The following is a 12047-nucleotide window of genomic DNA, read 5'->3' as shown; positions in this document are numbered from 1 at the left end:
GGGGTTTATTTAGTTCAACAAGATACTACTTTGCTTAGCTGCATGCGCGCGTTAATTCATCCGAAAATACATAATGATGTTGCAGAATTAAAATATTTTGGTTAAATCTAAAGCGGTACCAGCGAGAATATCACAATTATCGCAGTCGTTTGACGGGTCGTTATCGATATCGGTGCAGGATATAAGTACGACCGTACCTGTTGAATTATCACCCTTGAATGTGATATCGATGACCAGATCGGCGGTACCATCAAAAGGACCATTCTGCTTAACCGATTTTGGCACACGGTTTATCGAAGCATATACTTCCACGTGCAGGTGGTGAATCGTCTCGATCTGAACTTCGCGTTGACGCTGTGAATAATATTCAAGATTGACTCAGGAAGGCTAATGGGTGCCCCATCCTGCACACGAATATATTACCCCATAATTTTTCTAGCGACCATGAGTGCCTTTTTCGCATATTTCTTATGCTCTCCTTTTTTATTAATAACAAAATATGCCTCAGGAAATTGCAGCATATTTAAAACAGCTTGATCGAGCTTACTATGTGATTTCCACCATTTGCTGGTATAAATAAATACATAAACAGGCTGATCGACAAATATTTTTACTTTTTTACGACATACCCAAACTGTTTTAATGCCATCAATACTCGCAAATTGTTTCTTTAGTTCCTCCAACCACTCATTACTCAGTTCATCTTGAATATATTCATCGTATTTATATAAGTCGGCTCGTTCATTTTGTGCTTGCTTTTGTAGATCCATATGCGCTTCAGCTTTTAGCCTATATTTTTCTGCATCAGCATCTTTTCCTTTGTTTTTGTAAAATGCATAGGCTAATTCACAAGCTGGTATGACAGCATCAGGATGATCCAACGTTTTATCTAGATAACTTATACCTTCTTGGTCATCACGTTCTAACAACAAACGACCTATTGCATAAACGCCTCCTATATCATTAGGACATTTAGCATGAAAAGCCTGATAATGCGGTAATGGGTCTACCTCTGGTTCTAGTTCTTCTGTCAATATAGCCAGATTCCAGCTTTCGTCTTCGTTTAGTCCTTCTTTTTCTTCTAGTTTCTGTAACTCTTCTTGGCTTTTTTGTAAATAATCAAAACGCTCCCGCCACCATTCCAAATTATTATCAGCCCAATCTTTATCAAAATCTCTAAGGATGGCATAAAGCTTGTCTGCAAACAGGGCTTCCGCTGCATTCTCATTCGGAAAAACAGGCACATCAATTTTTTGAGTATAAGGCTTGATCCTATCTTTTAATGCCGGATGTGTATCGGTATGACCGGTTTCCTCTTTCAAAACCATTTGCATCAATTTTTCTGCCTCTTTCATCTCAAACGGTTTTTGTTTAATCCTGTTATATAGACCTGTGTATATTTTAGAATTTACCTCATTAGTTTCACCAACCTGTTTTTCCACATCCATCCAATAATATTTTTGCATTAGGTCAGGGGCAATATATGTCTGACACAACGCGCCAACCAAGGCTTGCCGCGAAGTTATTTCAGTAGCAATCGCATCGGCTTCGTATTCATTTGCCCTAGCTAACGCAAAAGAGTACGAATTAAAATAAGGTGCATACCAATCAAAAAATTTACCAAAAATTAAATACCCTGCTCCCTCAGCTTGGTCAAAGGCATCCATTACACGCATCCATGTCATTCGCACACGATATATCCAACCAGCAAAGCGACTATGGTTTCCCGACAAATGGCCGAATTCATGCGCTATTACAGAAAGACATTGATCTCTATCCATTGAAATCATTAATGACAATCCTAAAATTAATGTATTTTTATGCCAACCCAATATGCCTAACCTGGGTGTTTGATAAATAGCAGCATTAAACTCGGGCGTTAATAGTATTTGGTGAACTTTTGGCGCTTTTAGTTTTTTTTGAATTGCATCGACTTCTTTATATAGAATCGGATAATCTTTTCGATTTAGAACATATCCTGTGGGGGCATCTATTTTTACCCAGAGTGCTTTAATCAGCACAAATATGACAATGGGTAATATAATAATTAACTTTGTTTTTATCAGTAGTAACATAACACCACTACTGTTAAGCATGCCGTAAATGCTTAGACCAATTAATATTAAAGTAAGTAATAGTACGCCGAAGATATAGATATAGCCCAAACCAGCGAGCAAACCGAGTTTACGACGATAAGCAACAGGGTTTCGCCGCAAGTTCTCTTCAGCTTCTTCAATTAACTTATGAAAGAGCTTTCTTTGTTCTGTAGTTGTTTTTCCTTTCATTTTACTTCCTAAGCAAAAAAGCAAAAGACAAAAGGGTTATTAACAAAAGGGGAAAACTATTTATTAATGGTATTCTCGACTTTGTGTATTATTTCCACCAAATGGATGATGGGTAGGATCGTCTCAAATTTAACTAGAACCACAAAACTGTTTCCGATAGCCTGAGCAGTTCAATCAACACAAAAAAATAACGACTTAAATTAAGGTCGAACAACTGATACTCTACTTCCAGATCTTCCGTGACGTTTTACTACCAGGATCATTGCGGGCATACCAGCTTTTTTGTCAATGATCTGTTCTACGGTATACATGGAATCCAGCAACTTCGGATTAGCGCCAGTGGCGCCAGTCGCTTCGACAACGCGCATATTTCCCCCGACCCTACATTGTGGCACATATGACTCTACAACTGCTATATGTCCCGGATTACGTTTGACTGTATTTCTGTCCATCCAGACCAGCATATCCCCTTGACGGATTGCACCGGAATCATTGATGGCATTTGCTGAATTAAAATATGATGCAGCACTTGTATTACGCACAGTATTGTTAGAGTATGTTTTCTTTCCACAGGCAATGAGATAGTTGGTAACGAATCCAGAACAATCGATACCGAGGTGTTCGTCAAAATAAGTCTGAAGAGTTGGCTGATTAACGTTCTGAATTTTACCTGAACGAATTGCCCATTCCAGTGCTAGTTGATAGTCCTGCGGGCTTCCTTTACCCATGGCAGCGTTACGTATTCGATCTTTGTTTGCATTGAACCATTTATCATTTTTAGATCCACGTGTCACTAAGTTATAATCTCGCCTTTCTTCAGTTCCATCAGCCCAATCCATCATAAAATATTTTGTCAACCGGACCTGATAAGTAACCTCTCGGCAAATCCGTGCTTCTGAATCATCGACAACTGCATTAATCTTGAGATTTCGATACTTATTCATAAATTCCACAGGTGTCGGCATGATTCTTCTCCTTTGGGTACAAGTCTATTCGGTTTACACAGGCAATGTACCAATGCAACTTAATAAATCTGATTTATGTTGCTGTAACATGAATTTCATTATGAACATCAGCGAGTTATTACTTAATCAATAATCGTCGAAGGCAGAGGTTGTAAACATTTTTTTTTTTGTGCTGAATCTGCTACATTGAGTATTTGTTCTCGAGATACTGAAGCATCTAGAATTCTATCCGTGATACATATTTCATCCGGCGTGATTTTCGCCACAGCCAGGTAAGCGTGTGTTATCCGTTCTGGTTCGTCCTCACTTTCATGCACATGGACGCGAGCGACTAATGCAATCGGAATTTCTTTTTGATTTTTTATCAAGACTCGCCACTCAGCTTTGTCATCAAGGTGTGACATATGGCGCGTAATAAACACCTGATAATCCAGTGGAAACTCTTTTTTCCCAGGAGTTAAGACATCGATAGATTTCCGCCCTGAATCAACATGCCTCATAATAAGTGCATATCCTGACACACCATCACATAGTTGGTGAATCGTCGAATTAGGATCATCTTGGTCTATAAATTCTGTGCATGACTCAGGATTGAGATAGGTATAAACCGATTTAACGACATCATTTGTAGACTCAGCTTGACCGCACCCCCCGGTCACTAAACTCACAAAAATCAAAGATATACTCAATAAGACTGCGCTGCCAGTGCATCGTCTCATACTTACTCTCCTCACCAAAATCGTATCAGATACCGTGTGCTACAAGACTTTATTATGATCTGTCGTTAACAAATAGTAAGTATCAGCATATTAAGCCCCAATCAAACATATTAGGGCACCTCTAAAAATTCAGAGTTTTAAACAAGACGAGGCGAGAACAAAAAATCTTGACGCAGCATATGGTTGATATGTAAGGAAATATTTTTTGTGAACAACGACGTATTGTGACGAAACGGGGTAAGCAGGCAATCCGCTTTGCGGATGCTCGCAAATATGAATTTTTAGAGGTGCCCATTAAAGCGCCATCCTTTTGGAGTTTAGAAAGCTGCACTTTATGCATTAAACCAGAATTTTCTTAACTTGATATCCGTTGCCTTTTATCTTCATAAAGTTTCTATTATTAGTCTGTGATTATTCTCACAAATTAATTGACTAAAAACTTCTCACCTCATGACCTAATCAAAAAATCACCTGGCGACACCAAAAATTGCAGCAAATAGCGCAAAAATACCTCTCTCAAAAACTTAATTCGCTTTTTTCTTATCAAGCTCACTTATCAGATGCTAGGCTTATCAAACCCAAGAATCAATATAAAGCACATCATCATAAGCTTACAAAATTATTCGTTTGGAAAAATATATGAGTATCCTTTTCTATTATTAAAAATCCCCCTTGTAATATCGATGATCCCGTGATAAGTGCGGCGCATCGAGGGTAGCCCCCGATTGGATTGTGAACTGTCATACTACGGAAAAACTCAATTGGTTGTCATGCCAGTTCCTCTCCTTGTTCGCCGGTACAGATATGAGCACCTTTACATACATCAATGACATAAATTTTTCCTGCACCATGCTGATGCGTATTGGCTGCAGTTATGACCGCGTTAAATATACATTCTACCAGCTCATCCGGAACAAAAATTTCAATGCGTTTTCTCGGCATAAAGGGCGTATAGTTTTGTTGATCGACTATTTTCTCTTTACCAAAACCTTCGCAGTCGGATACGCTCATTCCCGGAAAATCAGGGATTTCGAGTAGTGCTTGCGTAAGTTTGGATAACATGAAAGGTTGTATATAGGCGCGAATTTCTTTCACTTAAAATCCTTATGTTTGGTATTTTTCTTCAAAATTGCGGTAAAGCGCTGGAAGCATAGTCAACGTTAACAGCGTGGCTGATATCAGTCCGCCGATTATGACTACGGCAAAGGGTTTGACCGTTTCTGACCCTATGCTGGTAGAAAGTGCGGCAGGTAGCAGCCCCAGCATTGCCATTAAAGCCGTCATGACCACGGGGCGCAATCGACTGATAGATCCTTGGAGAATTGCCTCGTGGATGGGAACACCTTCACGTCTGAGCATATTAATCCGCGATATCAGTATGACTCCATTTTGCACAGCGATGCCAAACAATGCAATAAATCCTACCGCTGCCGATACGCTCAAGTGAATGCCCGTCAATAACAGTGCAATTAATCCGCCAATCAATGCGAAAGGAACGTTCATTACGATCAGGGCAGCATTTTTAATGGATTGAAACGCCCAGAACAACAATATAAAAATTAAAATCAGACTGACAGGAACAATAAATGAAAGCCGTTTCATCGCACGTTGCTGATTCTCGAATTGGCCGCTCCAGATAATATGGTAGCCTGGCTGCAATACTACCTGTTGATTGACTTTTAGTTGTGCCTCGGCAACGAAACTGCCCAGGTCGCGTCCGATCAAATTGCATTTGATGGCAATACGGCGGACATTATCTTCTCGGCTAATGCGGGATGCACCTTGATTAACCTTGATCTCGGCCAGTTCAGCTAAAGGAATGCGGCTGCCATTCGGTGATAACACAGTTAGATTCTCAATTGCACTGACTGAATCGCGCATCGGTTCAATAAGGCGTACGGTGATATCGAAACGGCGTTCCCCTTCCAGCATTTGTGTTGCTGCCTTACCTCCCACAGCCATGGTGATAACCTCTTCCACATCGGCCACATTGATGCCATAGCGGGCAATTCTAGCCCGATCTATGGCAATAACCATCTGAGCCAGTCCTGATTGCTGCTCGGCAGCTATATCCGTCGCGCCTTCAATTGTGCCCAGGATCGCCGTAACCTGGTTGGCTTTTTCCTGAAGCACTTTAAGATCATCACCAAAAATCTTGATGGCGATTTCTCCTTTAACGCCGGAAATGGCTTCTTCCACGTTATCCTGAATTGCCTGAGAAAAATTAAATTGGAGCCCGGGAAAAACATCCAGGCGTTTTTGCATCGCCATGATCAGCTCGTCTTTGCTGTTATAACGCCAGGCTTCCTTCGGTTTGAGATTAATAAGAATCTCCAGATTATTGAATCCTTTGGGATCTGTACCATCCTCAGGCCGCCCCAGATGCGTCAGTATCGATTCAACTTCACTGAATTTGCGCAAATCTTTGCGTATATCCTTTTCCAATGATTTTGCCTTATTCAGTGAAACCGGCGTCGGCAAGGTAATAGTCAACCAGATATTGCCCTCGTCCAGCCTGGGCATGAACTCGGTGCCGATCCAGGGTATAGACGACAATGTTAATGCCAGTGTCAGTCCGGCACCTATAAATAATCTGCGAGGATGACGTAACACAGCCTCCAGCAATTTCCGATAATGACGCTCCATGGCTTTTACCAGCGGATTATGTGATTCGATAAGCTTGGTACCCTGCAAATAGCTCAGTAGCACGGGCACCAGCGTCAAGCTGATAATGAGTGATCCAAGCAAAGCGAAGCTCAGCGTCATTGCCATTGGAGAAAAGATTTTCGCTTCGACCTGTTGAAAAGTAAAGATAGGTAAAAAGGCTATGATTAGAATGGCCTTGGAAAACAATATCGGCCGAGCCATTTCTGTTGCCGTCATGAGCATGGATTGGCGCATATGTGTTTCACTTTCCCGCTGACGCATTTCCAGGGTCATTTTGACCATAATGGCCTCGACCATTACCACAGCACTGTCTACAATGATGCCAAAATCAATAGCACCCAGGGATATCAGATTGGCTGAAACATGCGTGGCATGAATTAAAATAAAGGCAAACAGCAAGGACAGCGGTATCACAATAATAACTACCAGGGACGCCCATACACGACGCAAAAAAACGATCAGAACGATAAAAATTAATATCGCACCTTCCAGCATATTGTGTTCGACCGTATGTACCGTATGTTGTACCAGTTCAGTGCGGTCATAAATGGGTACGATCTTGACGCCGGAGGGAAGACCATGGTTGTTCAGGTGTTCAATTTTTTCTTTTACGCCATTTAAAACTTCAATCGCATTTTTACCCTTGATCAGTAAAACAACGCCTTGAACGATATCATCAAGCTCATTATATCCAACAATGCCAATGCGTGGCTGTGTGCCGATGACCACATCAGCGACATTTTTCACGAAGACAGGAACACTGTCTTGACTGGATACGACAATATTACCAATATCTTCGATAGATTCCAGCAAACCGGTGCCGCGCACCACGAGTGCCTCGTAACCATACTCAATATAGCCTCCGCCTGTATTGGCATTGTTTGCAGCAATAGCTTGATAAATTTCGGACAATGTCAGTTGATAGTCTCTTAGCTTGTTAGGATCCACCTGGACCTGGTACTCTTTCACTCCTCCGCCAAATGAAACGACATCTGCTACACCCTGAATAGAACGTAATGACCGCTCAATCAGCCAGTCCTGCAGAGCACGCTGCTCAGGCAGGGGAACATCAGGCGCTTCAATACGATATCGATAAATTTCACCAACACCCGTTGTCAAGGGAGCCAGTACTGGATTCACTTGCTGTGGCAATCTGACATTATTGAGTCGTTCCAGAACTTGCTGCCGAGAAAAATAATCTTCTGCATCATCATCAAAAGTCATTGTAACAACCGATAGTCCAAAAATGGACACGGAACGCATATTGATCAAATGAGGCAGACCGTTCATTTCTTTTTCGATCGGCTGCGTAATCAGCTTTTCCACCTCTTCAGGGGCCTGGCCGGGATACTGAGTTACCACTTGTACAAAAACATTCTGCACATCGGGAAAAGCCTGAACCGGAAGGCGTTCAAAGGACATAATGCCACCCGCAGCCAGTACAATTGTTACTCCTATAACCAGTAATCGTTGTCGCAGGCAAAAAGCAATAATATGATTTATCATAGGGCGCTTTATTTATGTTGCGCTTGTTTATTTTGTTCGGTATGTAAAAGCAGTGCGCCGTCTATTACTAGTCGCTCGCCTGGTTTCAAGCCATCAAGAATGACAGCGCGATCCTTAAGGCGCAAGCCCACTTTGGCCAGACGTTTCTGATAATGGTAATTGCCAGTGTTGACATATAACCAATCGGCATCATTTTCAGTAAATAACGCAGTTAGGGGAACAACAATGGCCATATCTTCCTGATCGCTAAGCATTTCTACAAAAACATACATTGCAGGGAGTAACTGATTATTGACATTGGGTGCAATGCAGCGCACTTTAATGGTGCGGGAAGTCTCATCAACCACTTGACCAATGTAATCGACAGTCGCAGCAAAAGTTTTCTCGGGATAAGCGGGTACTCGCAGTAATACATTGGCGTTAGCATGTATCAGGCCAATATCCTTTTCATAAATATCCATCTGAACCCACAATTGGCTAAGATCGGAAATCACAAATAACGGATCGCGAAGATCTGGCCTGATTTCCATTCCTGGATTAATTTTACGTTCGGTAATCGTTCCTGAAATAGGCGCGCGTAGAATGAAGCGATCATCCAGTTGCACTGTATGAATGTCAAGATTTGCCAATTTCAAGCGCGCCCTTTCCATTTCGCTGCGGATTTGAACGAGATCGGCTTTCGCCTGTTCCAAATCTTTCATTGGGATAACATCGTTGGCGTACAATTCCTGCTTTCTTTGAAAAGTCTGACTGGCAAGACGCAAGGCGGACAGCGCACTTGCGTAAGCCGATTGCGCCCGGCCAAGCTCGGGGCTATCCAACTCTACTAATGCATCCCCCTTCTGCACCTGTGCTCCCAACTCGGCAATTTGTCCTGTTACACGTCCCGCTATCGGTGATGAAACACGTGAGGTGCGCGTTTCATCATAAGTAATTTTGCCAGTAACCGGAGCCATCAACGGTCGCTGAGTCAGCACAACAGTCGCTTCTTGGATGTAACTATGTTTTTGTGATTCAGGACTGAGTACTACTTCATACTTCGACTGGTTCTTAACATGCTGCAAATCAGCTTCATACGACTGTGATTGGCAGGCCGTTAGAATTGTGACAATGAAAACAGCTTTAGGCAAAATGAGATTAGTAGTTTTCATATCATCATTCAGGCTGGTGCGATAGCGTCAATGCAAAGTATAAGTGTAGTATATGTATAACAGGTAGTCGATCCTAATAAAGTAGAAGTGGATACAAGACGGCACGGATATGCTTCCGGGGCAGCGCTGCTGCCAGGGTGAAACGGGATTCTGTTCTCACTTGATCCAGATGGGTGACTGGTGCGATTTGCATCACTTGTTACCCGCACCTCATTATTGTACAATAATATGTACATGTACTGTATAAAGGAACCTGAAAGAAATGAAAGCAATAAGTTATACCGCTGCCCGTTCAAATTTAGCCAAAACGATGGAAAATATATGCAACGACCATGAACCGGTTATTATCACAAGAAAAAATGAGCGTTCAGTCGTTATGCTCTCGCTTGAGGATTATGAGGCACTTGAAGAGACTGCCTACCTCCTTAGAAGCCCAAAGAACATGAAAAGGCTCATTGAATCCATCTCGGAGCTTGAAGATGGCAAAGGTCTCCCTAAGGAATTAAATGAGTGAACCTCATATTTTCTTCTCATGCCTGGGACGACTATCTGTATTGGCAAAAAACAGACAAGAAAACTTCACACCGTATTAATCTGTTAATCAAAGCCATACGACGCACTCCATTTGAAGGCATAGGAAAACCTGAACCATTAAAACATGCCTTATCTGGATATTGGTCCAGACGAATAAACGATGAGCATCGTATCGTTTACAAAATTAACTCAGAGTCTATATACATCGCACAACTTCGATATCACTACTAATCCAAAATATATGGATGTATTTTTATGAAAAAATTGAAACTGGTCTTGGTTTCGATTTAGCCATTGAGATATATCGGCCGTGAAACAAATTGTTCTGTTCCCAGATACATGGCCGGTCATTAAAAGTGATATCAGGCGTTCTTTGTTGAGACGGTTTCCATATAGCGTTTTGTACTCAAAAGAAAACGACAGCATTTACGTTCTTGCAGTAATGCATCTCCGCAGAAAACCCGGATATTGGAAAAACAAGAAGTTAAATCAATTGTTGCGAACCTCCTGTTCCAGAATTCCCAGCGCCCATCCCTTATCATTTATCACAAACCAGTCAAGCCTCTTTTAATTGCTGGTTTTAAGGCAGGCTAATGGGTGACCCCAATGGCTTACCAGGAAAAGTAGAATCGACCCCGGCAGACAAAGTTTTCCAAAAAGCAGGAGCAACTTTAATAAGAGATAGCATTATCGCTTATTATGGGTCGCATCAAATGCCATAAAAGCAAAAGCAACAACAACGACAAGCAATACAACGACAGAAAGAATATCCATAACTAAAGATTCTCTAAAGTCAAAATAATTCTCTTAACATATTTATGCACAATATAAATTGATATTGTAATTACGGCAACCGAAAAAATAGCTGCGTAAGTCTTTAAGTCTGGCGCATTATTAGCATCAGAAAGCAACCAACCTACTAATTCTACTTTGTCAGATTACCCAAAAGCCACTTTTCGCCTAGCAAAAGACTTTTTAGCGCTGAGCCGTCGCCGGTGCCGCTTATGAATAACATCTGCCAGATCCTCGGTGGTAAGTTGTCTTTTTGGCAGCATGTGCGCTAATGCGGTCACCAGGTCATTGAAGGATAACATCGGCCATTGCTTGCGCCCAAGCATCTTTTGCTTGACCAAGAATAGCGTTGCCAGCATGACTAGCGCCATGTGATGATGCCATGCATCCCACCGGCGCACTTGATAATCAGCCATGCCACATTCGCTTTTTGCTTCATGAAAGCTGTGCTCAATGAAGAAACGCTGCGCCTGTACTTGCGCCAGTTGCTGTAACGGTGTTTCAAGTGACGCGTTGGATAAGCTATAATGCGATATTTCGCTAGCGCCAACCTCCCGCTTTGCCAGCAAGTGCCAGCGATGCGCTTGTTTCTCGCTGCCATCCCATACCCATACAAATGCATGAAGATATTCCGCTTCCAGCATACCTTTCTCGCCTTCGCGCAGTTTAATGCGCCGCCATACTGCATCCGGCTGCTCTGATACCCATTGATCAACACGTATCGCCTCAGATTGTGCTTTCAGGCGTTTCGGTTGCCTGCCACGGCTATTCCAGGCAGGAATGCCCGGTTTTGGGTCTTCAAGATAAACCATCTGCCGACAGTGAACATCAGCGACAAATGTGCAGCCAAGTTTATCAACACCACGCAAGAAAGCAGGATCCTTGCCATAGCCGCCATCAATGCCGACATAACCAAAACGCACACCGCGTTGTTTGGCTGTTTCGATCATTGATAATGCAATCTCGCATTTGCTTTGATAATACTGGCATGCCTCAGGTATTGCTGCTTTCTTGCAACGATCCGAATCGCTCATCCAATGTTGTGGCAAATACAGGCGCGCATCAATCAAACTGGCCATGCTGTTTTGGCACAAACTGGCAAATACACCAACCTGACAATTGTCTACCTTACCAAGACGGCCATTCCATTGTCGGGAAACACCTGCTGATGATTCGCCTTTCTTCGCAAAAGCGCTTTCATCGATAATCAAAACAGCAGCAGAACCACCCAACAACGCATCCGTCTCAATCGCAATCTGCTCGCCAAATCCATTCCAGTCAATCGCGTCTGATGTCAGCATGTGTTGCATCGCCTGGTGGTCAACTTCATTGACTTCGCCCATGCGTAACATATTTGCTCGTTCAGATTGAAACAGTCCACGCAGGTAGCCATAGAATGTCGCTGACGCATCGCGCGTCGCCGATACA

General features: G+C 42.5%; 10 protein-coding genes. 2 read left to right on the top strand and 8 right to left on the bottom strand.

Annotation, left to right across the window (positions count from 1 at the left end; translation table 11 throughout):
• Nucleotides 1–87: 87 nt before the first annotated feature.
• From MRK00_12355 to MRK00_12325, 7 genes are all read right to left on the bottom strand, one after another.
• On the bottom strand, nucleotides 88–312 hold the full coding sequence (locus MRK00_12355) for a hypothetical protein (protein ID MDR4518162.1): 225 nt from the start codon (nucleotides 310–312) through the stop codon (nucleotides 88–90).
• 107 nt (nucleotides 313–419) lie between these two features.
• Nucleotides 420–2285, bottom strand: a complete 1866-nt coding sequence (locus MRK00_12350) for a M48 family metalloprotease (protein ID MDR4518161.1) — start codon at nucleotides 2283–2285, stop codon at nucleotides 420–422.
• A 200-nt stretch (nucleotides 2286–2485) separates the two neighbouring features.
• Nucleotides 2486–3250, bottom strand: coding sequence for a CHAP domain-containing protein (locus MRK00_12345; GenBank protein MDR4518160.1), 765 nt, complete (start codon nucleotides 3248–3250; stop codon nucleotides 2486–2488).
• Between the two features lie 122 nt (nucleotides 3251–3372).
• The gene (locus tag MRK00_12340; protein ID MDR4518159.1) at nucleotides 3373–3969 is read right to left on the bottom strand and encodes a hypothetical protein; all 597 of its coding nucleotides are present in this window, start codon (nucleotides 3967–3969) and stop codon (nucleotides 3373–3375) included.
• Between the two features lie 768 nt (nucleotides 3970–4737).
• On the bottom strand, nucleotides 4738–5064 hold the full coding sequence (locus MRK00_12335) for a P-II family nitrogen regulator (protein ID MDR4518158.1): 327 nt from the start codon (nucleotides 5062–5064) through the stop codon (nucleotides 4738–4740).
• Between the two features lie 9 nt (nucleotides 5065–5073).
• Nucleotides 5074–8142: a CusA/CzcA family heavy metal efflux RND transporter gene (locus tag MRK00_12330; protein ID MDR4518157.1), complete on the bottom strand. Its 3069-nt coding sequence runs from the start codon at nucleotides 8140–8142 to the stop codon at nucleotides 5074–5076.
• A gap of 8 nt (nucleotides 8143–8150) precedes the next feature.
• The gene (locus tag MRK00_12325) at nucleotides 8151–9293 is read right to left on the bottom strand and encodes an efflux RND transporter periplasmic adaptor subunit (protein ID MDR4518156.1); all 1143 of its coding nucleotides are present in this window, start codon (nucleotides 9291–9293) and stop codon (nucleotides 8151–8153) included.
• A 262-nt stretch (nucleotides 9294–9555) separates the two neighbouring features.
• Between MRK00_12325 and MRK00_12320 the strand changes: the two genes are divergently transcribed.
• Nucleotides 9556–9807 carry a type II toxin-antitoxin system prevent-host-death family antitoxin gene (locus MRK00_12320; protein MDR4518155.1) on the top strand — a complete coding sequence of 84 codons (252 nt, stop codon included), beginning with the start codon at nucleotides 9556–9558 and terminating at the stop codon, nucleotides 9805–9807.
• Nucleotides 9804–10058: a Txe/YoeB family addiction module toxin gene (locus MRK00_12315; GenBank protein ID MDR4518154.1), complete on the top strand. Its 255-nt coding sequence runs from the start codon at nucleotides 9804–9806 to the stop codon at nucleotides 10056–10058. The genes MRK00_12320 and MRK00_12315 overlap by 4 nt, the downstream gene beginning before the upstream one ends.
• A gap of 707 nt (nucleotides 10059–10765) precedes the next feature.
• On the opposite strand, the gene MRK00_12310 is transcribed toward MRK00_12315, so the two are convergent.
• A complete protein-coding gene (locus MRK00_12310) occupies nucleotides 10766–11995 on the bottom strand; it encodes an IS701 family transposase (GenBank protein ID MDR4518153.1) in 1230 nt (409 codons plus the stop codon).
• Nucleotides 11996–12047: the final 52 nt, after the last annotated feature.

It is taken from the genome of Nitrosomonas sp., from assembly GCA_031316255.1.
Classification (GTDB): domain Bacteria; phylum Pseudomonadota; class Gammaproteobacteria; order Burkholderiales; family Nitrosomonadaceae; genus Nitrosomonas.
This window is presented reverse-complemented; position numbering and strand designations above follow the sequence as displayed.

Excerpts from the sequence above, each read along its gene's own strand:
- MRK00_12340 (MDR4518159.1), bottom strand. The coding sequence starts at position 3,969 with ATGAGACGATGCACTGGCAGCGCAGTCTTATTGAGTATATCTTTGATT.
- MRK00_12345 (MDR4518160.1), bottom strand. The coding sequence starts at position 3,250 with ATGCCGACACCTGTGGAATTTATGAATAAGTATCGAAATCTCAAGATT.
- MRK00_12325 (MDR4518156.1), bottom strand. The coding sequence starts at position 9,293 with ATGAAAACTACTAATCTCATTTTGCCTAAAGCTGTTTTCATTGTCACA.
- MRK00_12320 (MDR4518155.1), top strand. The coding sequence starts at position 9,556 with ATGAAAGCAATAAGTTATACCGCTGCCCGTTCAAATTTAGCCAAAACG.
- MRK00_12330 (MDR4518157.1), bottom strand. The coding sequence starts at position 8,142 with ATGATAAATCATATTATTGCTTTTTGCCTGCGACAACGATTACTGGTT.
- MRK00_12350 (MDR4518161.1), bottom strand. The coding sequence starts at position 2,285 with ATGAAAGGAAAAACAACTACAGAACAAAGAAAGCTCTTTCATAAGTTA.